This is a genomic window from Tautonia sp. JC769 (assembly GCF_040717455.1).
GTDB lineage: Bacteria > Planctomycetota > Planctomycetia > Isosphaerales > Isosphaeraceae > Tautonia.
On the sequence record NZ_JBFEFH010000005.1, the window covers coordinates 58,076 to 83,852 of the forward strand.

The following is a 25,777-nucleotide window of genomic DNA, read 5'->3' on the forward strand; positions in this document are numbered from 1 at the left end:
TCGATGGTTGACAGGCGCGGACAATAAAGGTTAAACATTGAGAGTGAGCCACTCGGCACGCCCTTCGATCGGGGGAGCGGCGCCGGGGACGAAGGGCCGAACGGTTCCCACGGGCACGGCCCGCCAGAAGAAAGGACCGACTGCCGATGCTGACGATCTTCGGGCGGAAATCGGGCGGCTACTGCGACGGCGTGAGCCGTCGGGGATTCCTCAAGATTGGTGGACTGGCCTTCGGGTCGAGCCTCATCACCCTGCCCGAGATCCTCAGGGCGGAGGAGGCGGGCCGATCGGCGGGCACGCCGACGAGGCGCCACAAGGCGGTCATCAACATCTTCCTGGCCGGCGGGCCGCCGCACCAGGACATGTGGGATCTGAAGCCCGAGGCCCCGGAGGAGATCCGAGGCGAGTTCAAGCCGATCGAGACGAATGTGCCCGGCATCTTCGTCGGCGAGACGTTCCCGAAGCTGGCGGGCCTGATGGACCGGGCGGCCTTGATCCGGTCGGTCGTCGGTGCGACGGGCCGGCACGACCTGTATCAGTGCAACGCCGGCTACAAGTTCGACGACCAGGCGGCCATCGGCGGCTGGCCGAGCATCGGCTCGTTCGTCAGCAAGATGCACGGGCCGGTCGACCCGGCGGTCCCGCCGTTCGTCGGCCTGGCCGAGACGACCCGGCACGTCCCCTGGAGCGACGCCGGCGAGGCCGGGTTCCTGGGGCCGGCGTATGCCCCGTTCAAGCCCGACGGCTCGGCCTTGCAGAACATGACGCTCAACGGGATCACGTCGGAACGTTTGGCCGACCGCCGGAGCCTGCTGCGGAGCTTCGACCAGTTGCGCCGCGAAGTCGACGCCAGCGGGGCGCTCGAGGGGGTCGACTCGGCCACGTCGCTCGCCTTCGACGTGCTCAGCTCCAGCAAGCTGGTCGACGCGCTCGACCTGTCGAAGGAAGACCCGCGTGTCCGCGACAAGTACGGCGACGGCAAGCCGTATCAGTACCAGTACGACGGGGCGCCGACCTGCAACGACCAGCTCCTGATGGCCCGTCGGCTCGTCGAGGCGGGGGTCCGCTGCGTCACGCTGAGCTACGGCCGCTGGGACAGCCACGGCGCGAATTTCGACCTCGTCCGCGACCATGGTGCGAAGCTCGACCAGTGCCTCTCGGCCCTGGTTGAGGACCTGGAAGTCCGCGGGATGCTCGACGACACGGTCGTGATCGCCTGGGGCGAATTCGGCCGCACGCCGAAGATCAACCCGCAGGCCGGCCGCGACCACTGGCCGCAGGTCGGGGCCGCCTGGGTCGCCGGCGGCGGCCTGAAGACCGGCCAGGTGATCGGCGCGACCAACCGGCTGGGCGAGCAGGCCGTCGAGCGTCCGGTCCACTTCAAGGAAGTGCTGGCCACGCTCTACCACTGCCTCGGCATCGACGTGGGGCGGGATACGGTCATCGACCCGGCCGGCCGGCCGCAGTATCCGGTCGACATGCCGGCGATCCGAGAATTGATCTGATCGGCGACCGGTCCCCGGACGCTCGGATCGTCCGAGGGGCGGGTCGGTGAGCACGGAATCAACGCGAGTCGGCGGGCCTTGAGGCTCGCCGGCTCGTTTTTTTTTCGAGGGGGAGCGGGCGACTGGCACCCGATTGCGGCGTTCTGTCAGGATTGAGTGAGGAGTGGTGCCGACGGCGCGATCGGCGGTCGGAGCGATCGTGATCGTGCGAGAATCCTGACAGAGGAGCCTGGGAGTCATGGGAATTCCCCGAGCGGCTTGCGACCCGGACGATCTGACGCCCGCGGGGGGGACGCCTCGCGTCGTGTCGAGGGAGCGCCTGGGGCCGATGCTGTCGGCCCTGGGGCTCGTGGGATGGCTGATGATCGGCCTCACCCTGCGCCTGATCTGGTCGGGTTATGACGAATCGACCGATGTCTTGCTCATGCAGGGGATCACCAGCAGCCTCGCCTCGGTGCTGGTGGTCATCGGGGGGGGGGCGGCCAGCCTGACGCTCTCGGCGATCGGTGGCCTGATCTGCGGGACGAGGCTGATCGTCCATCGGCTCGTCGATCGCTGGACGATCATCGGCCTGATCGCGTCGCTGGTCGGGTTCACGCCGGTCGCCCTCTTCGTCGTGAAACTGTTCACCGCCTGATGAAGGTCCGTCGGGGTGCCGGCCCGAGGCGGTGGCCCGAGGCCCGGTCGAGGGTCGGATGCGAGGCCGGTGCGGGAGGATGGAAGGGGGCGGAGGGCAGGCCCTCCCCCGGACGGGGCGCGTCGGGTACGATCGGGCCGTCCCAGGCGGTTTCAGTCCGCAAGGACGACGACGATCACGCCATCTCCAGGGAGTGCCCGACGATGATCAGCCCAAGACCGTCCCGCCGATCGTTCCTCAAGGTTGCGGGGGCCGCCGGCCTCTCCGCCGCGGCCGGATCGACCGCCTTCGGCCGCGCGAGGCAGGCCGACTCGGATCGGCCGGTGGTCGGCTCGGGGGCATATCAGTACGAATGCATTCACGGCTGGGGCGAGGTGCCCGGTCACATCGACTGGTTTGAGACGCACGGAGTCGCGGTGGATCGGGACGGCTTGATCTACGTCACCCATCGCGCGGGGGCGGAACGGCCGTCGTCGCCCGACATGGCGCAGGACACGGTCGTCGTCTTCGACCCGGACGGGAAGTTCGTCCGGTCGTTCGGCAAGGAGTATCACGGCGGCGGCCACGGCATCGACATCCGCGAGGAAGACGGCCAGGAATATCTCTATCTGGCGTTCATGTTCCCGGTGAACCTCGTGGTGAAGACCGACCTGAAGGGGGAGGTGGTCTGGGTCAAGGAGAAGCCGGAGGAACCGGGGGTCTATGCCGATCCCGAGGCCCGCTTCAGCCCGACGAACGTGGCCTTCGCCCCGGACGGCGGCTTCTATGTCGGCGACGGATACGGATCGAACTACATCCATCAGTACGACAAGGACGGTGGTTGGGTACGGACCTGGGGCGGCACGGGGGAGGAGCCGGGGAAGATGCGGACCCCGCATGGGCTCTGGTTCGACAGCCGCCCCGGCCGGACCCCCGAGCTGGTCGTGGCCGACCGCGCGAATGCCCGGCTCCAGTACTTCACCCCGGAGGGGGAATTCGACTCGATCCTCGATGAGGTCAGCTTCCCGGCCCACTTCGACATCCGGGGGGATCTGCTGCTGGTGCCCGACCTGCACGCCCGCATCAGCCTGTTCGACCGCGAGAACCGGGTCATCGACCACCTGGGCTACGACCCCGACTGGACCGCCGAGGTCCTCGACGGCTTCCGGGTCCGCACCGCCCCCGATCGCTGGCGGCCCGGCCGCTTCGTCCACCCGCACGACGCCTGCTTCGACGCCGAGGGGAACATCTTCGTCGCCGAGTGGGTGAGCACCGGCCGGATTTCGAAGCTGAGACGCCTTTCCTGAAGTCGAGACCCCCGAGACTGTTGCGACGCGTGCCGGTGACCCTGCGCGGGAAACCGGCACGCGTCACCGAAGGAATTCATTGACACGGGACGCGCCTTCATTGAGACTGAGATTCAAGGTCCCACGATTGAAACGACTCCTGCCTGGATCGAGTGTTCAATGAGCGCACCACCCAGCCGTCGCGGATTCACGCTGATCGAGCTCCTGGTCGTGATCGCGATCATCGGGGTCCTGATCGCGCTGCTCTTGCCCGCGGTGCAAGCCGCGCGGGAGGCGGCCCGGCGGATGCAATGCACGAACAACCTGAAGCAGCTCGGCCTGGCCCTGCACAACTACGAGGGGACCACGGGGGCCTTGCCGCCGACGCTGGTGATGACGGGGACCAGCCCGACCAGCATCACCTGGACCAACAGCATCGGCGCCCATTCGCGGATCCTGCCGTTTGCCGAGCAAGGGGCGATCTTCGAGGCGATCAACTACGACGTGGAGATGTATTCTCCGCCGAATCTCACGGCGACCTCGACCCGGATCGCCTTGTTCGTGTGCCCGAGCGAGGTGGACCCGACCTTCGTCCACGACCGCGGCGGGGAGATGAGCGTCTGCAATTACGGCTTCTGCCAGGGAGACTGGTTCAACTGGGCCGGGCCGGGCAGCACCCGGAAGAATCGCTCGGCGTTCGGCCCGAACCAGTCGCGCCGCTGGGCCGAGTTCCGCGACGGCCTGAGCCAGACGCTCCTGATGTCGGAAGGCAAGGCGTATCAGGCGTATTATCGCGACTGCTCGTCACGCATGCTGCAGAACATCTCCGGGCCCGACGACATCCCGCCCCCGGACGCCGACCCGTACGTGCTCGTGCCGGAATACCGCGGCGCGGGCGGATGTGCCATCCGCTTCGAAGGGCACAGCGAGTGGCCGGAATCGGGGGTCCATCACGCCGGGTTCACGACCGCCTGGCCGCCGAACACGAAGATCCAGGGCGGGCCCAACAACGAATACGACGATCTTGACATTAACAGCTTCCGGGAGAAGGTGGGTGGCCCCTCGTACGCGGCGATCACGTCGCGCAGCTACCACCCGGGCGGGGTGAACTCGCTGTTCGCCGACGGGAGCGTGCGCTTCATCAAGCAGACGATCGACGGCTTCACCTGGCGGGCGTTGGGATCGGTCGCCGGCGGCGAGGTCGTCTCGGGTGATTCCTACTGATTCAATAAGGGAAGCTCATGCGATCGATCGTATCAATCGTCCGATCCCTCGGGGCGACGCTGGTCCTGGGCGGCCTGGTCGGGGTCTCCGGCTGCAGCGGCCCGGAACGGGGGGGGGATGCCGGCCGGGTCGTGATCTACACCGCGCTCGACCGGGAATTCTCGGAGCCGATCCTCCGCGATTACGAGTCGGAGACGGGGGTCCGGGTCGATGCGAAATACGACGTCGAGAGCACCAAGACGGTCGGCCTGACCAACAGCATCATCGCCGAGGCCGACCGTCCCCGCGCCGACCTGTTCTGGAACAACGAGATCCTGAACACGCTGAGGCTCCAACGCCTCGGCCTGCTGGAGCCGTTCACGCCCGAGCAGGCCGGGGCGATCCCCGATCAATTCAAGGCCGACGACGGCACCTGGTACGGCTTCGCCGCCCGGGCCCGGGTCGTGATCGTCAACACGGACCTCGTCGCCGAGTCGGATCGACCGACCAGCATACTTGATTTCGCCGATCCGAAATGGAAGGGCAAGGCGGCCATCGCCAAGCCGCTGTTCGGCACCACCGCGTCGCACGCGGCCTGCCTGTTCGAGGTTTGGGGAGAGGAGCGTGGGAAGGCCTATTTCCGCGAGTTGAAGGGGAATGACGTGGCGATCCTGGCCGGGAACAAGCAGGTGGCGCAGGATGTCGCGTCGGGCCGGTTCGCCATCGGCCTGACCGACACGGACGACGCGATGGTGATGATCGAGCAGCAAGGGGCGCCGGTCGCCATCGTCTACCCCGACCAGGGCGAGGGAGGGCTGGGCACGCTCTTCATCCCCAACACCCTGGCGAAGATGAAGGGATCGCCCCACCCTTCGGCCGCGGATGCGCTGGCCGACGCGATCCTCCGACCCGAGGTCGAGGCCGCGCTCGCCGCCGGCCCGAGCGCCCAGATCCCCCTGCTCGACTCGACGGACGCCCCGGCCCGGGTCGAGACGCCGAGGACGATCAGGGCCATGGGCGTCGACTTCGAGGCCGCCGCCGCCCGCTGGGACGAGGTCGCCCGGTTCATCCGGGAGGAGTTCGCGGTCGACCCGTGAGGGGCGATTGGCCCGCGAATTGCTCTGAAGGGGGTGCGTGATGTGTGATGTCCGCGCATCATCACCCCTACCGGAGAGACCAACGGTGTTCCGCCTGACCCGGGCCCGGCCCAACGACGAGGGGATCGTCTTCGCATCCCAGGGCTACGGCCCGTTGCTGAAGCGCGAATATGTCGCCGTGATCGACGGGAGCGACTGCACGCCGGAGGCGGTCGCCGATCGGATCAGGAACGAGTTCACGACATTCGCGCCGCGCGAGACGGCGCGGTTCGAGTGCAAGTCGCGGGGCAAGGGCGAGCCGCTGGAGCTGGGCGACGTGCTCGACATCCGGCTGTCGCTGGTCGGGAGCTGCCGCGTGAAGGTGGTCCATCTCGACGATCGCAGCATCACGCTCCGGACGATGGATGGGCATCCGGAACTGGGCAGGATCACCTTCGTCTCCGATCGCGACGACCGGGGGCGCGTGCGCTTCGGCATCGTGAGCCGGACCCGGGCCAACGGCCTGGCGAACTTCACCGGCTTCCTGCTCATGGGGAAGCAGATGCAGTCTCGGTGCTGGATCAATTTCATCGGCAACCTGGCCGAGGCGTGCGGCGGGCGGGTGCTCGACGCCGTGAAGGTCCGCACGGTGGCCGTCGAGGAGACGCCCGCCGATCGCCCCGGCGGCCCTGACGAGCCGACCTGCCCCACCATGACCGCTTGAGGGAGGATGACAATGGCGCGCACCTACGCGCCCTGGCCCTGGCGATTCGGCCGGGGCTGGTCGGAGCCCGAGTTGCGGACGATGCTCGACGAGCTGGCCCGCCGGCCGGTCAATTTCGAGGACCCACCGGAGCGGATGACGGTCGAGCACGGCTGGACGGTCGATGGCTCGCACGACAGCCTCGGCTTCGAGCCGGAGGGACCTCCCCTCTCGGACGGGCTGTATGCTCATGCCCGGGAAGGCTTGCTCCACTACGACTTCTCCGACCCGTCGATCGTGGAAGGACATTACGACCCGGAGGTGGAACCCGAGGGCCGGGATATGCTCCTGGAACTGAAGGTCCTCGGCTTCCGATTCCTCGGGGGGTGTCGCGTCACGCATCTCCGGGAGGAGACCGAGGACGGATCGACCGCCTTCGGGTTTCGCTACGACACCCTGGCCGGGCACATTGAACGGGGCTTCGAGTGGTTCCTGCTGACGAAGGACCACCAGACGGGCGAGATCCACTTCCGGATCGAGGCCCACTGGCGGCTGGGCGATTTCCCGAACTGGTGGAGCCGGCTCGGCTTCCGGATCCTCGGCGAACGCTATCGCCACCGCTGGCGAGTGAGGGCGCCGGACCGGCTCCGGAGACTCGCCAGGGACCCGGCCGAGCAGCCGGTGGCCGCCCCCGGGACGCTTGCCCATCGGGGGAATGACGCCCCGGTCCGCACCTCGGATCCGACCTCGTCGTGATCGCGCGAGCCGGGAGGAGGCGGGGGCGAGCGGATCGGCCATGCGCTGTGCTGCTCGATCCTGTTCGGCGATCCGGCGCCTCGCCCCCTCCGTCCGGCGATCACCCGGTCGATTACTGAGAGCCGTGCACTTTCACCATCTTGTTGTAGACGCCCATGAGCAAGATCGTGGGAGGCCAGAGGCCGACGTAAAGCGCGGCGTCGCGGTGGCCGGAGACCCGCAGGCCCAGCGACAGCCCGACGGCACCAAATGCCGTGGCCAGGTACACCCCGGACGGGACCATGCTGGTGTAATGCTCGATGACCTTCGTGAGGTATCCTTCCTCGTGCTGATGAGGATGGACGCTCATCTCGAACTCGGCTCGTGGCGCGGTCATGATCTCGTGATCTCCTGAGTCGTGAGCACGTGAGCGGATTGCGAGACCGTCCAGGATGCAACCGGTGTGCCATCGCCCCTGGTCGCCGTCACTCGTGACCGGGAATTTTCGGAGGGGGCAAGGGACGCGTGCGGAGGCGGTCGACCTCGGCCCGGGTCGGCTCCTGGGCGTCTCGGAGGGCATAGGCGAGGCGTTGGGCCTGCTCCCACGATCCGGCCCTGCCGGCCGAGACGATCGCCTCGATCGCGTCGGCGGGGGCGCCGCGGAGGGTGCCGGCGTCTCGAAGCCGCGCGATGTCGTCGGCCACCGCTTCGAGCAGGTGGGCGTCCCGGGCCGAGGTCGCGGTGGCCAGCCGGAGGACCACGTCGCGATGCTCCGGATCGACCTGGGGCGGGGAGCAGCCGATCACGCCGACGAGGCAGAGCAGGCCGAGGAGCACGGCCCATCGGGTGGTCGCGGCTCCCCGTGGCCCGACCCGACCGTGCTGGGGCTCAGAACGCGTCGGCACTGATGACCTCCCCCCCGCGGATGGTGGCCATGGCGGCCCAGGCGAGTTGATTGCAGGTCTCCTTGACGAATCGCACGCTCCCGTCGCCGAAGAGGACGTTGCAGCCGCCGGGATGCTCGGCGTACATCTGGCAGACGTGGGCCGACCGCGCGTTGGGCGGATGGATGACGAAGTCCTCCTCCGAGGCGGGGCCGCTGTGCGAGAGCACGAGGGTGGCGGCGTAGTCGCAGAGCGAGAAGGCGAACCGGGGCGAGGGGCAGACGACCGCGCCGGGGACGACCCCGACCCAGGTCTTATCGCTGAGGACCGGGGAATGCTCACCCATGAAGGTGGTGAACGCCAGGCCGTCGCGAATCTGGGCGACGGTCGTGTGCGAGTTGCGGAAGAAGGGGCCGTCGGCGATCCTCCCCTGGTCCTCGATCGTGTAGGCCCAGGCCTCGTCTCGTCCGGAATTGAGCACATAATGCGATCGGGCGAAGCGCCCGAGCACCGCGCCGGGCTGGTCCATCACGTCGAACTGCCGGCTGTCCTCGCTGACCGAAGGGCAGAGGAAGGTGCTGAGGGCGGTCCTGGTCGCGGTGCGATTCTCCGGGAACTGGCACGGGAGGTCGACGTTGAGGGCCTGGGCGAGGGGCTGCTGCTCCAGAAAGGCCAGGATGGCCGCCCCGTACCCCCAGCCCGGCCCGGCGTCGAGGGTGGCCGGATCGGGGTCGCCGTGGACCCCGCCGCCGCCGGGACGCGTGAGATAGGCCGCGGGGAAACACCCGAAGGCCGACTCGTACGAGTGCATGCCCAGCCCGATCTGCTTCAGGTTATTGGTGCATTGCGCTCGCCTCGCCGCCTCGCGGGCGGTCTGGACGGCCGGCAGCAGCAAGGCGATCAGGATGCCGATGATCGCGATGACCACCAGCAGCTCGATGAGCGTGAATCCCGACGCGGCCGACGGCCGCCCCGAAACGCTCGGGCAATCATGACGTTTGGTATTCACGAGATGCTTCCATCATGAAGAGGTGTTCCCGGGCCGACGGATGCCCCGGGCCGATCGCGGCCCGGCCCCGCCCGTCGCGCGAGCCATCTCCGAGGGGCCTGGGGATTCTCATGGCCTGGTCGGGATCACCGAGAGTTCGACGCTCCCGGTCGCCCCGAAGGCTCACCCGCCGGAGCGGGTCAAGACGCTCGCCGGCCCGGGCCGAAGGCCGTCGCAAACCATTTGTTTCGGGTTTATGATACACGGATTCTCTGGCAGAGGAAGAGAATATTTCGGTAGACCAAAATCGATTTTGCGACTCCACGACATCGTCTCAAATCCGTCTGCGGTGGCGACCGGCGAGTCGGGCGAGGGGTGAAGCCGGGGCGCTTGTCTCGATCGGACCACGAGGATTCGCGCGGGCGTTCTCGCCTGGGCGAGTCCGACGGAGCCGGGGCGAGTCGGAGCGACGTGAACGGGGGGACGTGGCGAGGTGCCCCCGAAGGGACGCACGACGAATGCCCGACGAGACGGGCGGTCGGCGTGAGGTGAGGGGGAGCGAGGGGGGGCGGAATCGATCAGGACAGGAGGGGGTGAATCGGCGTTCCGCCGTCGGTGATCGGGACGGGGCGGGGGCCGCCGGTCAGGATGGTGGCGGGGTCGATGCCGAGGGTGGCGTGGATCGTGGCGTGGATGTCGGGGATCGAGACCGGGTGGTCGAGGATGGTCTTCGAGAAGTCGTCGGTGGTGCCGAAGGCGCCTCGGTGCCGCAATCCGCCGCCGGCGAGGACGATCGTGAAGGCCGCGCCCTGGTGTCCGCGACCGCCGCCGGCATCGAACCCGGCGGGGCGGCCGAATTCGCTCGCGACGACGATCAGGGTCGAGTCGAGCATCTGTCTGTGTTCGAGGTCGAGGATCAGGGTCGAGAGGGCGGAGTCCAGCTCTTCGATCAGCAGATGCTGCTTCAATTGCCCCTCGTTGTGCGTGTCCCAGCCGGTCCCGTTGAGGAACCCGAGGTTGTGGGAGACCTCGACGAACCGGACGCCCGACTCGACGAGGCGGCGGGCGAGCAGGCAGCGCTGGCCGAACTCGCCGCCGTACGACTGGCGCAGGTCGTCCGGCTCCTGGTCGAGCTGGAAGACCCGGGTGAAGCGGGGCCCGGTGTATTTCAGGCTCTCGGCCACGGCCCGGTCGTACTGGGCGAGTGGGGCGTCGTGCCGGGCGTTCCGGCGGAGGAGGCCGAGGAGGCGTTCCCGATGCTGCCGGCGGTCGTCGGTCACGAACTCGGGGCGTTGAAATCCGGCCGGGCCCGATCGGGTCTCGGTCAGGTAGACATAGCCGGCCTCCGGGCCGAGGAACCCAGGCCCCCGGCTGACATTCGGGAATCCGATCAGCACGTAGGGCGGCACCCCATCACGGGCAGCCCCGCGCTGATGGGCGACGACGGAGCCGATCGACGGATACATCAAGGTCCCGATCGTCGGTCGGCCGGTGTGCACGAGGTTCGTCGCGGCGGCGTGCTCGTCGATCATCGCGTGGTGGACCGTGCGGACGGCGGTGACGCGGTCCATCACGCGGGCCGTCCGTTCGAGGAACCGGCAGACGCGGACCTCGGGGACGACGGTCGGGATCGACTCGTACGCGGATCCGGGTTTCCGCCCCACCGGGTCGCCGACCGCCTTGGGGTCGAACGTGTCGATCTGGGCCATGCCCCCGGCGAGCCAGAGGAAGATGCAATGCTCGGCCGATCCCCGGGGGGTGGCGTCGGGGGCCCCTCGGGCGATCGCCCCCGGGAGCAAGGCGGCCGACAGGGCCCCCGCGGACGAGGCCAGGAACGATCGGCGGTCGGGGGCCGGGAGGGTCGATGACATGGCGCGCAATCTCCTCGGTCGAATCAGACCAGCCGATCAGGGCATGAACAGGAATTCGGGGGCATTGATCAGGGACCAGAGGGCGTCTTCCAGTCGGAGCCGCCAGTCGGGATCGAGTCGATCGGTGGGCGGGTCGCCGCGCCGGGCCTCGTCCTCGCGTCGCCGCTGGATGGCGTCGGCCTCCTCGGTCAGGTGATTCGACCAGGAGACGTAACGCGGCGGGGTCCGGTCCGGGGCGGGTCCGGCGGTCGGCTCGGGCTCGACCGCCCGCGAGTCGTAGCCGGGGCCGAGGTACGAGGCGAATTCCGCACGCTCTTCCGGGGAAGGGAGGCGGGTGAAGACCCGGAGGAAGAGGCGATCGACGAGCGCCTCGACCGGTTGATCCTCGAGCGCGAGGGCGGTGATGCCGTGGTCGTCGGAGAGCTTCGTGAGCCAGACGCCGGCCGTGCCATTGGCCAGGATCGCCGGCTGCAGGACGTTGGGGGCGGACTCCCGGTCGGTGATCGGGTTCTGCCGGGTCGCTCGCCAGCCGAAGGCCTGGAGCAGGTCGACGACCGCCTGCACGCGCGGCAGGGAAAGGCTGGGTCGGTCCCGCTCGTTCGAGGTCGAGGCGAAGTGCCAGGCCCGCCGCGGGACGCCCAGGCTGATGGAGCTGACGATCGGCCGGCCGCCATCGACATCGAGGTTGATCTCCTCGGTCTTCAGGGGCTTCCCGGTCGCGAGGAAGAGGGAGTCGACGATCTGCTCGGCCGAGAGTCGACGCCGGGGGGGGGCGGCGAAGCTCGCGTCGGGGTCGGTCAGGCCGGGGTCGGGGGCACGCTGATAGGCGTCGGATTGGAGGATCAGGCGGATGGGATGCTTGAGGTCGTAGCCGCCCCGGACGAGTTCCCGGGCGAGGAAGTCGAGCAACTCGGGGTGGGAGATCTCCGCCTTCTCCCAGTCGTCGACCGGATCGATCAGGCCTCTGCCCATCAGGCGGGCCCAGAGGCGGTTGACGATGACCCGGGCGAATCGCTTATTCTCGGGGGCGGTGATGAGCGCGGCCAGCCGATCGCGGGGGCGCGCGTCGCTCGGCAGCCAGGGGGGCGATGCCCCGGGCCCGATGACCTCCGGGAAGCGCCAGGAGGGGGAGACCTCGGTCCCCGGTTCCAGCGTGACCTCGATCAAGGGCCTGCGGCCGAGGCCATGCAGGGCATCTTTGGGGACGCTGCTGGTGCGAGGGACGGTGATCGGCTCCTCGGCCAGCAGGGCGGCCATCGAAAACAGTTGCTCCTGCGTCCATTCGTGGGCGGGGGCGTCGTGGCACCGGGCGCAGGTCATGTTCATGCCGAGGAACGCCGATCCGACGATGATGGCCTTCTCCGCCATCGGCACGTCGTTCTCCGAGGCCATGCCGAAGCCGGCCGGGCCGCCGTCTCGGAGGCTCCCGCCCATCCGGATCAGCTCGGTGACGAACCGATCGACCGGGCGGTTGTCGAGCATCGCCTCGTGAATCCACCAGCGGAAGGGGCCGGTGTTGTTCAGGGTCGGGTTGAGGATGTTCGGGTTCTCGGCGAGGACATCCTGCCAGTAGCCGACCCAGTGATCGGCCCACCGCGGGTCATCGAGCAGGCGGTCGATGGCCAGGGTGCGCCGGGTGTCGGGGGGGTCGGCGAGGAACCGGGAGATCTCCTCCTCGGTCGGGATCAGGCCGACGGTGTCGAGCGTGAGGCGGCGGAGGAAGGCCAGATCCCCGACGGGGGGCGTGAACGGTCTCGGGGCCGTCTGCGACGCCCGGGAGGCTCCCTCGGCGATCCAGCGGCGGAGCAGGTCAATCTCAAGCTGGCTCAGCGAAGGGCCGGTCGGCGGCATGCGGTCGAGGTCGTCGGCGCTGGTGACGCGGAGGATCAGCTCGCTCTCCTCGGGATCGCCGGGCACGACCGCCGGGAAGGTGGAGTCGCCCCCGGCGCGGGCCCCGGCCTCCGTGTCGAGCCGGAGGCCCCCGCGGACGGTCTCGCCCTGGTGGCACGAATAACATCGGGAGGCGAGGATGGGGCGGATCTCGGACGGGAAGTCGATCGTGCCGCCGTGCGGTTCCGCGGAAGACGCGGCCTGATGGGCGGCAGCCAGGAAGTGATCGATCGCGTTGGAGGCGGGATATTCGGGGGGACACGCCGGGATCGGGACCTCGGGGGTTTCGTCGAGCCATCGGAGGGCATAGGCGCGACGGGCGGCCCATTCGTGGGCGTGATCCCGGAAGGCGATCGCGCGTCGGTCCGCCTCCGATCGGCGGAGCCGGGCCTCTTCCTGCCCGGCGAACGCGGCCCAGCCCGCGTCGGTGTAGGGGACGATCAGCGCGGGGTCGGGCGAGAGGAGCCGGAACGTCTCGGAGCCTTCGGGAGCCCAGGCGATGACGGTCTCCCCCGGCTCGGGCCGGAGCGGATTGGACCCTCGACGCCCCCCGATCAGGGTTTCGAGGACGACCCGATGCGCCCCCCCGGGGGTTTCGAAGGTCGTCCAGTCCTCGCGGTTCCCGGGCGGGGCGAAGCGGAAGTCGGGCCCGAGGTCGAGGAAGTCCTCCGGGATGGGCGAATGGCCGTCGGTGATGGGGGGCGGGAACGGGGTCGTCAGGAGAGGCGCGTCATCGACGAAAAGGCGAGACGACCCCCGGGCGCGGAGCAGGATCCGGTGGCGTCCTTCGGGGAACGTGACGGTCGCCACGGCCCGGAGCAGCAGGGGATTGGCCCGGTCGGCCCGCACCCCGGTCTCGATGTAGCGATGCGGCAAGCGGAAGATGCCGAAGGCGGGAATCTCGTACCGTTCCGAAGGCTCGGGATGGCCGGATGGCCATTCGCGGTCGGCCGGAATCCCTTCCTCGCACAGCTCGACCGTCACGCGATCCGGGGGAATCGGCTCGACATCGACCGGAGGGGGCGTCGGGGTGCTGCCTGCCCGGGATCCACTCAGGCCGAGCGTTCCCAGGACGACGCCGCCCGCGATGAGCGGGAGCAGGCGCCATCGCCCGACTCGCAAGGGGTCTGTCATCCGATCGGTCCCCCAGGGGCTGTTCGGGTCCGCACGAGGAGAGACTGGCAATGGCCCCCATGATAGCCGATGGACCGACCAGTGTCACCCAATTGTTTAACAGGGGCGAGCCATGATGGTGATTTAGAGTCGTGCCCAGTTGATCAGGCGAGCACGGGTGACGACCGTGACCGAGCTGAGCGACATGGCCAGGGCCGCGAACATGGGCCCATACGTCCCGAAGAGGCCGAGGGCCGCGATCGGGATGCCGACCGCGTTGTAGAAGAAGGCCCAGAACAGGTTCTGCCGGATCGCCCGCAGGGTGGCCCGCCCCAGGGCCAGCGCCCGGGGGACTCCGCGAAGGTCTCCGGTGGCGATGACGACGTCGGCCGCGGCCTTGGCGACGTCGGTCCCGGTGCCGAGCGCGATGCCCACATCGGCGGCGGCCAGGGCGGGGGCATCATTGATGCCGTCGCCGACCATCGCCACCCGGCGCTCGCGGCGGTCCGGAGGGGCGTCCGCCTCGGCCTGCTCGCGCCGGAGGCTCGCCACGCGATCGGCCTTCTGATCGGGGAGCACGCGGGCGAACACATGATCGCCCGGGATCCCGACCTCTTCCGCCACGGCAAGGGCCGTCGAGGAGTGGTCGCCGGTCAGGAGGTAGACCTCGGCCCCCTGGTTTCGGAGCTCGGCGATGGCCTCTCGGGCGTGATCCTTGGGGGGGTCGGTCAGGGTGAGCGAGCCGGCATGGGAGCCATCGACGGCGACATGGATGACAATGCGGCCGCGGCCGAGATCGTCGCGATCGGGCACGGTGATGCCCTCCTGATCGAGGAAGGCCGGGGCGCCGACGAGCACCCGGGAGCCGTCGACGGTCGCCTCGACGCCGCCCCCCCGGACGGCCCGGAACTTCTCGACCCGGGCGTCTCCGGCGAATTCGGCGAGGGCATGGGCGATCGGGTGTTCGCTCCCGCGTTCGGCGGCCCCGGCGATCCGGAGCAGGCGGTCGCGGTCCCAACCGGGCTGGGGGAAGACGTCGGCCAGGGTCGGCTTCCCCTCGGTCACGGTCCCCGTCTTGTCGAGCACGACGGCCCGGATCCGGTCCATCCGCTCGAAGGCCGAGGCGTCTCGGATGAGCAAGCCCTCGCGGGCCCCCCTGCCCGTCGCCACCGCCACCGCCACCGGGGTGGCCAAGCCCAGGGCACACGGGCAGGCGATGATCAGGACGGCCGCCGCGCTCAGGACGCCGAACCGCCAGTCTCCGACGATCGTCCCCCAGCCGAGCAAGGTCAGGGTGGCGATCGTCAGGACGACCGGCACGAAGACCGAGGAGATGCGGTCGGCCAGGCGCTGGACGCCGGCCTTCGACCCCTGGGCCTCGCGGACCATCGTCACGATCTGCTCCAGCACGCTGTCCTTGCCCAGGCGGGTGGCCCGGACGAGGATCGTCCCCTCGGCGTTGCGGGAGGCCCCCGCCACGCGGTCGCCGGGCCCCTTGGCGACGGGCATCGACTCGCCGGTGAGCATCGACTCGTCGACATCCGAGGCCCCCTCGATCACCTCGCCGTCGACCGGGATGGCCTCTCCGGGACGGACGCGGACGACGTCTCCCAGCGTGACCCGCGCGAGCGGCACGTCCTCCTCGCGCCCCCCCTCGCGGACGACCCGGGCCGTCTTGGGGGCGAGGTCGAGCAGGCGCTCGATCGCCTGCCCCGCGGCCCCCTTCGAGCGGGCCTCCAGGAACGACCCCAGGGTGATGAGGGTCAGGATGATCCCGGCGTCCATGAAGAAATGCGCCTGCATGTGATCGCCGATCAGCAGGTGATACAGGCTGTAGACGAAGGCCGTCGAGGTCCCCAGGGCGATCAGGGTATCCATGTTGGTCGAGCCGTGCCGGAGCCGGTCGATGGCGCCTCGGATGTACGGGCCGCCGAGATAGACCTGGAGGATGGCGGCCGGCACGAGCATCGCCCATCCCACCCAGGCCGCGTGTTGCCAGGGCCCACCGACGAGCATCGGCCCGAGCCCGAGGACGAGCAACGGCGTCACGAAGACGACGCCGACGATCAGGCGGCGACGCCACGACGCGATCCGGTCCTCGCGATCCTGGCGCATGGCCGCGGCCGTTCGGGTCGGGTCGGCGCTGCTGTCGATCGGGCGGGCCCGGTAGCCGGCCTCGGAGACGGCCCGTTCGAGCGATTGGGGGTCGAAGCGCGTCGGGTCGATCCGGATCGAGGCCCGCTCGGTCGCGAGGTTGACCCGGGCGTCGCGCACCCCGGGGACGCCGGCCAGCGCGTTCTCCACCCGGACGACGCAACTGGCGCAGTGCATCCCCGAGATCGCCAGCTCCTGGGCCGATCCGTCGTCGTCGGACGGCCCCGTCGCCCCGGGCCCGGGAGTCTCGGGCACCACGCCGATCGAGACGAGCGGTTGCGTCGAGGGCGAGGGCGGGGCCGAAGTCGGGGCCGGGGCCGAAGTCGAGGCCGACCGTGCTGCAGGGTCGGGGTCGGCGTCCTCGGCACCGGCTTCCTGGTCGCCCCCCTCGGCGGCGTCGGCCGGATGGTCGCCGCCCGAGGAGGATTCGATCTGGGCCTCGTACCCCGCCTTGGCCACGGCCGATTGCAGGCCCTCGTTGTCGACCCACCCCGGCATGACCCGGACCTGGGCCGACCCGGGGCTCAGGTCAACCTGGGCCGATCGCACGCCCGGGACGGCCTCGATGGCCTTTCGCACCGTCCGGACGCAGTGGTCGCAGGTCATCCCTGAAATGGTCAGGCGAATGAGCGTCCCATCGGTTTCGGTCATGACTCCTCCAGGGGCGTAGGCCCGACAGCAATCCCTCGTCCCCGACCACGCCGGCCGGCCTTGATCGATGAACGCGTCCGCACGTTTTCAAACCTCGGGAGGCGTCCCCGGCCCGTCTTGGCGCGCCTCGATCGGGCCGAGGGTGTCCCTCGAACTCGTCCCCGCCCCCCGGGAAGCCGGGCGAACGGGGGACCACGGGGCGCGTCCGGTCCCGTCTCGTGTTCGAGGCGATGGCAAGATCCGGACCAAGCACTCCCTCCCCCCTGGGTAAAACAATCGGAGCGACGCGGGGGGGCGGGACCTGAAGGCGATCGAGTGCCGTCGGATCGGATCCGGACTTCGAACCGTTCGATCGCCGGCGGCGCGGCGGATGGGGTCAGGGGCTGACGGGCCACGTGGCCGGCTGACCTCCTATTATTGCGGATGCCGACGACGGCCGACCAGCATGGACCGGGAAAAAGGCCCGGACGACCGCCCTGGGCGCGTCCCGCGGCATTGACCGGCCGGAACCCGGGCCGCGATAATGACGCTCTTTCGACCGCCCGACCCGCCCGCGCCCCGGCAAACACTCCGCCCGAGAGGTCGTCTCCCGCCGGCCTCCGACCCACTTTGTTCGCCTCCGCCTCGCCATCGACTCGACAGTGTCTTGCCGATTCCGAAACGAAAAAGGACCAACGATTGGTCATCACCCTCGAGAGCTTGCGGCCTATCCCGGATTCCCTGCGCCGTTGCGTCGTGTCGATCGGGAATTTCGACGGCGTGCATCGTGGCCACGCCGAGCTGATCGACCGGCTCCGGGCGATGGCCGACGCGGCCGGCGCCCCCGCGGTCGCGCTGAGCTTCGACCCGCACCCGATCGCCGTCCTGCGGCCGGACCAGGCCCCTGCCCCCTTGACCTGGACCGATCGCAAGGCCGAGCTGCTCCGACAGGCCGGCGTCGATGCCGTTGCCCTGTTCAAGACCGGCCCCTGGCTGCTCGGCCTGACGGCCCGGGAGTTCTTCGACGAGGTGATCGTCGGGCAATTCGACGCCGTGGGGCTGGTCGAGGGCCCGACGTTCGGCTTCGGCCGCGACCGGGTCGGGACGGTCGAGACGCTGGACGACTGGTGCGCCGAGTCGGACCTGCGGTTCGAGATCGTCGCCCCTTCGGAGCGCAACGGCCGGATCGTCTCCTCGACCCGCATCCGACACGCCCTGATCGACGGCAAGGTCGACGAGGCCGCCGGCCTGCTCGGCCGGCCGCACCGCCTGCGGGGGACGGTCGTGCGAGGCGAGGGCCGGGGCCGCACGATCGGCTTCCCCACGGCCAACCTGGGCGGGATCGACACCCTGATCCCCGCCGACGGCGTCTATGCGACGCTCGCGTACCTCGACGGGGAGCCGGCGCCGATTCCCTCGGCCACCCACATCGGCCCGAATGTGACGTTCGGTGCGTCCCTGCGCACGGTCGAGGCCCACCTGCTCGACTTCGACGCCGACCTCTACGGCCGCCGGATCGAACTCGACCTGATCGCCCGGCTCCGCCCCTCGATGGCCTTCGACGGCCTCGAGCCGCTGCTCGTGCAAATGAGCCGCGACGTGGCCGATACCCGGACGGTGCTCGCCGCGTCTCGGCCCCGTTGATCGGCGCGGCGCGCCGTCATTGAGGATCGAATCGATTCAATGACCGGCCGAGCCGACGCGGGCCGGGGCTTCCCTGGCGACCGATTGGCCGGCCGATGGCGGCCCCGAGTCGACCCGGAGCTGTTTCGCGACCCCGAGGCCGGCCGGCTCGGCATGGTCGAGGAGGCCCGAGAGGGTCTGCACGATCGTGCTCGCCACGCGATCCCACCGGTAGTGGGCGTCGAGCGGCCCTTGGGGGATGGCGACCGGCCACGATCGGCGGAGGTCGTGCCAGGCCCGGTCGACGGTGCCCGGATCGGAGGGGTCGAAGAAGCGGATGCCGGGCGTGTCGAATTCGCGGAGGGCGCTGTTGTAGCTCGCCAGGACGGGCGTCCCGTGCCGGAGCGAGTCGAGCACCGGGAAGCCGAACCCCTCGTAGAGCGACGGGTAGATCGACCAGCCGACCGTGCGGTAGAGGCGGCAGAGTTCCCGGTCGGGGACGACGCCGAGGAACCGGACGCGGCGGCCCCGGGGGAGCTTCCGGTACTTCTCCAGCGACTTGCGCGAGGTGAGCCAGCCGAGCGGCCCGACCCACCAGAGTTCCGCCCCGTCGGGCAGGGCGTCGGAGTCGCGGAACCAGTCGAGCAGGAAGAAGGGGTTCTTGCGCGGTTCGAGCGTCGAGACCACCAGGCCGACATCCGGGCGGCGCTCCGGCTCCGGAGGCCCGTCCCCGCAATGCGATTCGACGCAGAGGCTCGGCCCGGAGTGGGCCACGACGATCCGGTCTTGCGGGAACGGCGTCAGCCAGCCCGCGTCGGCCTTGGTCGCGTGCGAGACGGCCAGGGCGCAGTCGGACGACAGCAGGCTCTTGGCGAAGAAGCCCCGGAACATCCCCCGGGTCTTCTCCGAGTGGGTCCAGGGCACGACCAGGGGGGTGAAGTCGTGCAGGATGCTCATCTCGACCGGGAAGAGCTTCTCGACCGGCCTCAGGCAACCGAAGAGCCCGGCGCTCCGGGCCGGAGGGGGCCCGAGCGGGACCCGGCGGCTCGACCAGATGGATCGGCCGAGGGCGCCGAGGTCCTGGTCGAGGTCCGGGTCGAGCGGCCCCTTGAGGATCAGCTCCTTCCCGTTGGAGAAGAACCGGAGCGGCACGAGGCGGGCCAGCGACAGCACGACCCGGGCCGTGTAGCGGCCGATGCCGGTCAGGTGCCGGTCGGCCAGGGGGTTGGCATCGATGTAGAGCGTCAACCCGGGATCGGCAGCAGCCTCGGCCTCCGAGCGATTCGGGGTCTCGTCCATGATGCGTTCCCGTCCGATTCGAGAGTCCGAGCAGAACCCGTTGCGGGACGTTCCTACGCCCTCAATGGCCCTTAGATTTGCCCAAGTGGGCCGATCGGTCAACCGCGATCGCGCCCGCTCGGGCACCGAATCGGGCATTTCGATCGGGCAACGCCCCTCGACCCGCCCGGCTCGTCAGGACGACGAGGATCGGGACCAGGCCAGGCCCGCCGCCAGGACCCCGGCCAGGGCCAGGCCGCCGAGGATCGCGTTGCGATGGATCGAGAGCTGCAGCTCCCAGCGCCGATCGACGGCCCGATCATCGAACGCGCCATGGGCCCCCCGGTCGCCGGGCACCGGCTCCCAGAGGTTGTGCGGCTGGTTCGGGTCCTGCGGTTCGTCCCCCATCTGGGACTCGATGCCGTTCCGGGCGAGGTACCAGTCGCCGACCCCCGGCAGCACCTTGTTGCCGAGGACCGCCTGGATGGTGGGCCAGCCGACGAGCAGTTCGCGGCGGTCGTGTTCGGAGGCCCAGACGATCGCCTCGGCGGCGATTTCGGGCTGATAGATGGGGGGCACCGGCTGCCCCTTGCGCGGGAGCCGGCTCTTGACCCAGCGGAACTGGGGCGTGTTCATGGCCGGCAGGTGGACGGAGGTGACGCGGACCTTGCTCCGATCGTGCAGGAGTTCGGCCCGGAGCGAGTCGTTGAACCCCTGGATCGCGTGCTTGGCGGCGCAGTACGCCGACTGGAGCGGGATCCCCCGATAGGCGAGCGCCGAGCCGACCTGGATGATCGTGCCCCGGTCCCTCGGCTTCAATCGCTTCAGGGCGGCGAGCGTCCCGTGGACGTAGCCGAGATACGTCACCTCGGTCACGCGACGGTACTCGTCGGGGGTCATCTCCACGACGGGGGAGAAGACCGAGACCATGGCGTTGTTGACCCAGACGTCGATCGGCCCCAGCTCGCGCTCGACGGCGGCGGCGGCGGCGTCGACTGCCCGGGCATCGGCCACGTCGCAGGGCAGGCAGAGGGCGGTCCCGCCCGACCGCTCGACGTCCCGCCGGGTGGCCTCGAGCCGATCGATCCCGCGGGCGATCAGGCCGATGCGGGCCCCTCGGGACGCGAAGGCCCGGGCCGTGGCCCGCCCGACCCCGGCCGAGGCCCCGGTGATCACGACGACCGGCGGGTTCGTTCCGTTGCGTCTCATCAATGTTCCCTGGGTCATTTCTCGGATTGCTCGGGATGCCATGCCCCCGATGCATCGGGACTCGTCGGGGCGTCCTCCACGCGGGCGGATCGGAGATGGGCGGGGCTCGAATCGCGGCGCCTCGCCCGGGGGCACCCCTCGGTTTGGGATTGCAGAAACCCGAATCAGTCGGAGATGATGCGAGCAAGTCGCATGCCCTGGATTCGCCCGCGGGAGCGCGGCCCCGAATCTTCCCGTCGTTCTCCACGGCCCGGACGATGCAGGCGGCACGTCACGTCTCACGCAGCCCGGGCCGCTCCGCTCATCGATCGATCGACACCGGCAAGGGCGATCGGCGTGACCCCGCGACGCTCTGCCCTGTCCAGTCGGGCCGAGGTCACGCCGGGGCCGGTGTCGGCGTATTCGATCGAAGTCCCAGGACCTCTTCGAGGATGTTTTGGTCATGGCACGTCTCTCCCAACGAGTCCGATCCGTCCGCGTGGCGAGAGGGCTCCTCGCCTCGATCGTCTGGCTCTTGCCGGGCCTCGCCCCGCTCCGGGCCGGCGACGGCCCGCCCGATCCCGCCCCCTCGCGATTCGCCGGGGAGATCGAGAAATTCGAGCGGGCGAACCAGGACGACCCTCCCGAGCCGGGCTCGGTCCTCTTCCTCGGCAGTTCCAGCATCAAGCTCTGGGATCTGGACGCCTGGTTCCCCGATCGGGGTCTCGTGAACCGCGGGTTCGGCGGTTCGCAGCTCTCGGACGTGATCCACTACGCGGATCGGCTCGTCGCGCCGGTGCGTCCCCGCCTGGTTTTCGTGTACGCCGGCGACAACGACATCGCCGCGGGCAAGTCCCCCGATCGCGTGCTGGGGGATTTCCTCGCGCTCGTCGATCGGGTTCGCGCCGCGTCTCCCGAGGCGAAGGTCGTCTTCCTCGCGATCAAGCCGAGCATCGCCCGCAAGGATGACTGGCCGTCGATGCGTCGCGCGAATACACTCGTCCGGGAGGCTTGCGAGCGGGGCGACCACCTGGCGTTCCTCGACGTCGCCACCCCGATGCTCACCCCGCAGGGAGGGCTGAGGCCGGAACTGTACGTCGCCGACGGCCTGCATCTGAGCCGGGAGGGGTATGCCATCTGGGCCGAGACGCTCGCTCCCATGCTCACGCAGCCGGGAGATGGGCCCTCGGGCCCCTGAACCGCGGGAATGATCCGGCTTCGGGCGCGCCCGCCCTCCCCCTCGGGTCGATCGGGGACGGCGGGCGGCGGGAGTCATCGCACGTCGCGCCGGAATCCCTGACGACCACTCCGCCTCGGCCCCGATCGAGTCCTTGCGTTCTCGGCGATTCCTGACACAATCGGTCAGCACCGTTCCGGAGGGGTGGGATCGGGCGACGTTGCTCGCCACGTCGGGGAACGGGACGGGACACACAGGCCATGGATACGACAGACCCGAAGATCCTGGACACCGGCGACTTCCCCGCCGTCCCCCGAGCCCTGTCGCCGACGGTCGAGGTGAACTCGTCCGCCCGGACCGATGTCGGGAAGATCCGCCAGAACAACGAGGATCACTACCTCGTCGCCCGGCTCCGACGCGGGATCGAGATCGAGTCGACGAACCTTGATTCGCTGCGGATCCCGATCCTCCCGGAGGAGATCGGCCACCTGCTCGCCGTCGCCGACGGCATGGGGGGCATGGCCTCGGGGGAGGATGCCAGCTTCCTGGCGATCAGCGCCGGCCTGGAGCTGCTCCGCGACGCGGCCAAGTGGCACCTGGACGTCTCCGGCCCCAGCGAGATCGAGGAGCTGGTCGCCACCTGCCGGAGCTACATCCAGCAGATCAATCAGCGGGTCTATACCCAGGCGTCCCTGGATGCGTCGAAGGAGGGCATGGGGACGACCCTCTCGGTCGCCTACAGCGTCGGCCTCCGGCTGTTCGTCATCCACGTGGGCGACTCCCGGGTCTACCTCTCCCACGGGGGCGCCTTGCAGCAGATCACCCGTGACCACACGGTGGCGCAAGACCTGGCGACGACCGGGCGGATCACCCAATCGGAGGTCAAGTCGCACCGCCTGCGGAACGTCCTGACCAACTACATCGGATCTCCCGACAAGGGGATCGAGGCCGAGATCCATCGGCTCGAATTGCACTCGGGCGACCGGCTCTTGCTGTGCAGCGACGGCCTGAGCGACCAGGTCGAGGACGCCGAGATCGCCCGCATCCTCAGCAGCGAGCCCGAGCCGAAGGCCGCGTGCGATCGCCTGATCGACGCGGCCCTGGCCTCGGGGGGGCGTGACAACATCACCGTGATCGTTGCCGATTATCGGGTCGCGTCGCCCTGAGTCGCGTCGTCCCCGGGGCGGCCTGCGGCAGGGGTCCTGCTCGCGTTGGCGTCCAGGGTCTCCGGCCGCGGGGGTAGAGGCGCCACCAGGGCGAGCCGAGCCCGATTCGGGTCGTCCGCGTCGACTCCGAACAGGAGCAGGCGATCCCGGGTGGCCATGAGCCGCGCCGCGTGCACGTCGATCGGGAGGTCCTCCATCACCGTGCTCCAGGCCCCGGCCCTGGGGTCGAACACCTCGATCGACCGTGCCGGCTCGAAATGCCCGGTCGAGTCGGCCGCGAAGCCGCCCCCCAGGTACAGCTTGCCGTCGAGCGCCACCAGGTCGGCGAAGACCCGGGGGTGACGCGGAGCGGGGAGCGTGCGCCATTCGCCCGACTCGAAATCGAAGACATCGACGACCTCGACCAATTTCTGGTCGTCGCCGAGCCCGCCGACGAGGACATAGGCCCCATCGAGCACCGCCCCGGCGAACGATCGACGCGCCCTCGGCAGTTCGTGCGGGGTGGCTTCGAACGTGCTTCCCTCGCGTCCGACCTCCCAGCGGAGGATGCTCGTCGGGAATCGAGGGCCCTCGGACTCGGGTCGGGGGTCGAAGATGCTCCCCCCGAAGACCCAGATGGCCCCGTCGTGCTCAGCCGCGCCGAACATCCCGCGATCGTCGGGGATCGTCGCATCGAGGGATTCCCAGGCCGTCTCCGAGGCCTTCCGCCGCGCCACGGAGCCCAGGGTCCGGACCACCTCGCCGTCGTCCCCGATCCCGCCGAGCAGATAGGTGTCGGCCCGCCTGCCGTCGGGGACCGTGACGATCACGCTCGACTGCCGGGCCGAGGGGAGAGCCGCGACCGGCTCGGCCGGCGTCCCATCGAGTCGGATCGCGAACACCTCGTCCGTCAGGAGTTCCGAACTGAACGCGTGCGGCTTCCGGCTGCGATTCCCCCCGGCGAGCATGACCTGCGAGCCGATCATGCCGACCGCGTGCGCCTGGGCCGCCGCTCCGGGCAATGCGACGGACCAGGAGACGACCTTCGAGTCCCTCGGCGCGGGCCCCAGCGGGATCGACTCGATGAATCGCACGGGGACCCCCGCGTAATTCCCCCCCACGATCAGGGCATCATCATCGATTCCGGGCAGGAGCCGATGGGTGATCCGAGGCACGGCCTGCTCGGCCACCGGTTCCCAGGCTTCGCCCGACTCGGAGAGGCGGTAGACCGTGCCGTCGCCTCCGCTGGCCACCAGCCGGCCCCCCACGCTGAAGGCCGAAGGGGCGAACCCCTGGATCGGTTCGCCCGGGAATTCCGGCCCTTCAGACCACGACTGGGCCTCGGGGTCGTAGATCAAGACCTCTCGCGTCGTGTCGCTGGTCTCGAGCAGGCCTCCCACGACGAAAATCTTCCCGTCGTGCGCGGCGACCGCCAACGCCCGCCGCGGGGTCGGGGGCGGGGGCAAGGCGACCCAGCCGGCCTCGGGGTCGCTCAGGTCGAGGCGCAACGCATCATCAAGAAAATAGGCGTCACCCGAATCTCCCCCCGTCATCGACCAGCCGCCGACCACGTAGAGGGAGTCGCCCAGGACCGCGGCATCGTGCGTGGATCGGGGTTCGGGCAAAGGAGGAAGATCGGTCCACTCCCGCGTCTCCGGGTCGAATCGGGCCACCTCGGCGACGGAGATCAGGTCGTGCGGCTCCCCTTCCTCGTTGCGAGCGAGCATGCCGCCGACCCGAATCACCGTCCCCTCGTGAGGGACCAGGGCCGCCCCTTGCAGGGCGGTGCCGCAGGGGAGTTCCTCCCAGGTCGTCCGGTCGCGCAGGTCGAGGCGGTAGAAGTGCGGGTTCGTCGTCCCCGTGTGGTAGCGGTGGGTCGTCCCCGTGTGGCCGCTGTACACATAGAGGAAATCCCCCACGACCGCCCCGCCGAAACTGTTGGTCGGCTCGGGGATCAGGGCAAAGGGCCGGGACGGTCGGCGGGTGTCGGTCACAGCCTGGGTTTCCTGCGGGTCGAGGATCGGGGTCGCCACCAGCGTCGCATAGTGGCGCGATTCCGCAAAGGGGGAGCCGTCCAGCTCGCCGGCGACCCCGTCGACCCACTTCGCGAGCAGACCGGCCCGCCCCTCGACCGCTTCCGGGCACAGGATGCGCCCCTGGTCATCGGCGATCACGGTCTTGATCTCGCCGTCCTCGTGGAACACCTTGATCTCGGCGCGGGGGGCGGGCTCGCCGTCGAACCGGGCCTCGATGACCCCGCCTTCGTCGCCTCCGCGAACCCATCGCAACCGCAAGCCGTCGCCGGTTTCGGCCGATTCGGCGGGCGCCGGGCCGAACTGGAGACGAGACGTGTACATGAGCCGGAACGTCACCTCGTCTCGGGTCATGAGGCCGAACGCGAGGTCGCCGTCGACCGCACGGGGCAGGTCGCCCTGCAACCGGGCGAAGTCGGTCTCCTCGCCGCGGTCGAGCGTGATCGACTCGCCTTCGATCGAAAAACGGGCCTTGTCCAGGTACTTCAGGAACATCGGCAGTTCGGGCAGTGGCTGTTCCGCGAAGAACGCATGGACGGCCACCGAGTCGTTCGGCTCGCGTTCGGCCGTGAGCCAAAGGAAATGCGCCGAGGCCGAAGGCCCCGTGGTGAATAACGCGAGGAGGGCGGTGGCCGCGGCGATCGCGGGCCCTCGGTTTGCTGATCGCTTCATGGGAAGG

19 protein-coding genes are annotated in these 25,777 nt (G+C 69.7%); 10 read left to right on the plus strand and 9 right to left on the minus strand.

Annotated features, from left to right (window positions below; genetic code table 11):
• The first annotated feature begins 146 nt into the window (after nt 1-146).
• From AB1L88_RS06990 to AB1L88_RS07020, 7 genes are all read left to right on the plus strand, one after another.
• Nucleotides 147-1,505 (plus strand): DUF1501 domain-containing protein, encoded by a 1,359-nt coding sequence (locus AB1L88_RS06990; protein WP_367095928.1) that lies wholly within the window; start codon nt 147-149, stop codon nt 1,503-1,505.
• 238 nt (nt 1,506-1,743) lie between these two features.
• Complete coding sequence (locus AB1L88_RS06995) at nt 1,744-2,142, plus strand: hypothetical protein (protein WP_367095929.1); 399 nt, start codon at nt 1,744-1,746, stop codon at nt 2,140-2,142.
• A 203-nt stretch (nt 2,143-2,345) separates the two neighbouring features.
• The gene (locus AB1L88_RS07000; RefSeq protein WP_367095930.1) at nt 2,346-3,428 is read left to right on the plus strand and encodes a twin-arginine translocation signal domain-containing protein; all 1,083 of its coding nucleotides are present in this window, start codon (nt 2,346-2,348) and stop codon (nt 3,426-3,428) included.
• A gap of 159 nt (nt 3,429-3,587) precedes the next feature.
• Nucleotides 3,588-4,631 carry a DUF1559 domain-containing protein gene (locus AB1L88_RS07005; RefSeq protein ID WP_367095931.1) on the plus strand — a complete coding sequence of 348 codons (1,044 nt, stop codon included), beginning with the start codon at nt 3,588-3,590 and terminating at the stop codon, nt 4,629-4,631.
• A 17-nt stretch (nt 4,632-4,648) separates the two neighbouring features.
• Nucleotides 4,649-5,707 (plus strand): extracellular solute-binding protein, encoded by a 1,059-nt coding sequence (locus AB1L88_RS07010; protein ID WP_367095932.1) that lies wholly within the window; start codon nt 4,649-4,651, stop codon nt 5,705-5,707.
• 85 nt (nt 5,708-5,792) lie between these two features.
• Nucleotides 5,793-6,410: a DUF1990 family protein gene (locus AB1L88_RS07015; protein ID WP_367095933.1), complete on the plus strand. Its 618-nt coding sequence runs from the start codon at nt 5,793-5,795 to the stop codon at nt 6,408-6,410.
• 12 nt (nt 6,411-6,422) lie between these two features.
• Nucleotides 6,423-7,145: a DUF1990 family protein gene (locus tag AB1L88_RS07020; RefSeq protein ID WP_367095934.1), complete on the plus strand. Its 723-nt coding sequence runs from the start codon at nt 6,423-6,425 to the stop codon at nt 7,143-7,145.
• Nucleotides 7,146-7,257: 112 nt separating this feature from the next.
• Here the strand turns inward: AB1L88_RS07020 and AB1L88_RS07025 are convergent, their stop codons facing one another.
• The 6 genes from AB1L88_RS07025 to AB1L88_RS07050 all read right to left on the minus strand — a co-directional run bounded on the left by AB1L88_RS07025 (nt 7,258) and on the right by AB1L88_RS07050 (nt 16,675).
• Nucleotides 7,258-7,521: a hypothetical protein gene (locus AB1L88_RS07025; RefSeq protein ID WP_367095935.1), complete on the minus strand. Its 264-nt coding sequence runs from the start codon at nt 7,519-7,521 to the stop codon at nt 7,258-7,260.
• Between the two features lie 88 nt (nt 7,522-7,609).
• Nucleotides 7,610-8,029 (minus strand): hypothetical protein, encoded by a 420-nt coding sequence (locus tag AB1L88_RS07030; RefSeq protein ID WP_367095936.1) that lies wholly within the window; start codon nt 8,027-8,029, stop codon nt 7,610-7,612.
• A complete protein-coding gene (locus tag AB1L88_RS07035; protein ID WP_367095937.1) occupies nt 8,013-9,017 on the minus strand; it encodes a DUF1559 domain-containing protein in 1,005 nt (334 codons plus the stop codon). The genes AB1L88_RS07030 and AB1L88_RS07035 overlap by 17 nt, the downstream gene beginning before the upstream one ends.
• A 557-nt stretch (nt 9,018-9,574) precedes the next feature.
• Entirely contained in the window at nt 9,575-10,867 is a 1,293-nt protein-coding gene (locus AB1L88_RS07040; protein ID WP_367095938.1) for a DUF1501 domain-containing protein, read from the minus strand.
• Nucleotides 10,868-10,903: 36 nt separating this feature from the next.
• Nucleotides 10,904-13,891 carry a DUF1553 domain-containing protein gene (locus AB1L88_RS07045; RefSeq protein ID WP_367095939.1) on the minus strand — a complete coding sequence of 996 codons (2,988 nt, stop codon included), beginning with the start codon at nt 13,889-13,891 and terminating at the stop codon, nt 10,904-10,906.
• A gap of 123 nt (nt 13,892-14,014) precedes the next feature.
• Complete coding sequence (locus AB1L88_RS07050; RefSeq protein WP_367095940.1) at nt 14,015-16,675, minus strand: heavy metal translocating P-type ATPase; 2,661 nt, start codon at nt 16,673-16,675, stop codon at nt 14,015-14,017.
• 699 nt (nt 16,676-17,374) lie between these two features.
• On the opposite strand from AB1L88_RS07050, the gene AB1L88_RS07055 reads away from it, so the two are divergent.
• On the plus strand, nt 17,375-18,298 hold the full coding sequence (locus AB1L88_RS07055) for a bifunctional riboflavin kinase/FAD synthetase (protein ID WP_367096139.1): 924 nt from the start codon (nt 17,375-17,377) through the stop codon (nt 18,296-18,298).
• A gap of 36 nt (nt 18,299-18,334) precedes the next feature.
• Here the strand turns inward: AB1L88_RS07055 and AB1L88_RS07060 are convergent, their stop codons facing one another.
• On the minus strand, nt 18,335-19,576 hold the full coding sequence (locus tag AB1L88_RS07060) for a glycosyltransferase (protein ID WP_367095941.1): 1,242 nt from the start codon (nt 19,574-19,576) through the stop codon (nt 18,335-18,337).
• A gap of 174 nt (nt 19,577-19,750) precedes the next feature.
• Nucleotides 19,751-20,764 carry an SDR family oxidoreductase gene (locus AB1L88_RS07065; RefSeq protein WP_367095942.1) on the minus strand — a complete coding sequence of 338 codons (1,014 nt, stop codon included), beginning with the start codon at nt 20,762-20,764 and terminating at the stop codon, nt 19,751-19,753.
• Nucleotides 20,765-21,206: 442 nt separating this feature from the next.
• Between AB1L88_RS07065 and AB1L88_RS07070 the strand changes: the two genes are divergently transcribed.
• Both AB1L88_RS07070 and AB1L88_RS07075 read left to right on the plus strand, forming a co-directional pair.
• Nucleotides 21,207-21,941, plus strand: a complete 735-nt coding sequence (locus AB1L88_RS07070; protein WP_367095943.1) for an SGNH/GDSL hydrolase family protein — start codon at nt 21,207-21,209, stop codon at nt 21,939-21,941.
• Between the two features lie 239 nt (nt 21,942-22,180).
• Nucleotides 22,181-23,086 carry a protein phosphatase 2C domain-containing protein gene (locus AB1L88_RS07075; protein ID WP_367095944.1) on the plus strand — a complete coding sequence of 302 codons (906 nt, stop codon included), beginning with the start codon at nt 22,181-22,183 and terminating at the stop codon, nt 23,084-23,086.
• Here the strand turns inward: AB1L88_RS07075 and AB1L88_RS07080 are convergent.
• The gene (locus tag AB1L88_RS07080) at nt 23,065-25,770 is read right to left on the minus strand and encodes a kelch repeat-containing protein (protein ID WP_367095945.1); all 2,706 of its coding nucleotides are present in this window, start codon (nt 25,768-25,770) and stop codon (nt 23,065-23,067) included. The genes AB1L88_RS07075 and AB1L88_RS07080 overlap by 22 nt on opposite strands.
• Nucleotides 25,771-25,777 lie beyond the last annotated feature (7 nt).

Coding starts and splice junctions, on each gene's coding strand:
- AB1L88_RS06990 (WP_367095928.1), top strand. CDS start 147: ATGCTGACGATCTTCGGGCGGAAATCGGGCGGCTACTGCGACGGCGTG.
- AB1L88_RS06995 (WP_367095929.1), top strand. CDS start 1,744: ATGGGAATTCCCCGAGCGGCTTGCGACCCGGACGATCTGACGCCCGCG.
- AB1L88_RS07000 (WP_367095930.1), top strand. CDS start 2,346: ATGATCAGCCCAAGACCGTCCCGCCGATCGTTCCTCAAGGTTGCGGGG.
- AB1L88_RS07005 (WP_367095931.1), top strand. CDS start 3,588: ATGAGCGCACCACCCAGCCGTCGCGGATTCACGCTGATCGAGCTCCTG.
- AB1L88_RS07010 (WP_367095932.1), top strand. CDS start 4,649: ATGCGATCGATCGTATCAATCGTCCGATCCCTCGGGGCGACGCTGGTC.
- AB1L88_RS07020 (WP_367095934.1), top strand. CDS start 6,423: ATGGCGCGCACCTACGCGCCCTGGCCCTGGCGATTCGGCCGGGGCTGG.
- AB1L88_RS07025 (WP_367095935.1), bottom strand. CDS start 7,521: ATGACCGCGCCACGAGCCGAGTTCGAGATGAGCGTCCATCCTCATCAG.
- AB1L88_RS07040 (WP_367095938.1), bottom strand. CDS start 10,867: ATGTCATCGACCCTCCCGGCCCCCGACCGCCGATCGTTCCTGGCCTCG.
- AB1L88_RS07045 (WP_367095939.1), bottom strand. CDS start 13,891: ATGACAGACCCCTTGCGAGTCGGGCGATGGCGCCTGCTCCCGCTCATC.
- AB1L88_RS07050 (WP_367095940.1), bottom strand. CDS start 16,675: ATGACCGAAACCGATGGGACGCTCATTCGCCTGACCATTTCAGGGATG.
- AB1L88_RS07060 (WP_367095941.1), bottom strand. CDS start 19,576: ATGGACGAGACCCCGAATCGCTCGGAGGCCGAGGCTGCTGCCGATCCC.
- AB1L88_RS07065 (WP_367095942.1), bottom strand. CDS start 20,764: ATGAGACGCAACGGAACGAACCCGCCGGTCGTCGTGATCACCGGGGCC.
- AB1L88_RS07070 (WP_367095943.1), top strand. CDS start 21,207: ATGGCACGTCTCTCCCAACGAGTCCGATCCGTCCGCGTGGCGAGAGGG.
- AB1L88_RS07075 (WP_367095944.1), top strand. CDS start 22,181: ATGGATACGACAGACCCGAAGATCCTGGACACCGGCGACTTCCCCGCC.
- AB1L88_RS07080 (WP_367095945.1), bottom strand. CDS start 25,770: ATGAAGCGATCAGCAAACCGAGGGCCCGCGATCGCCGCGGCCACCGCC.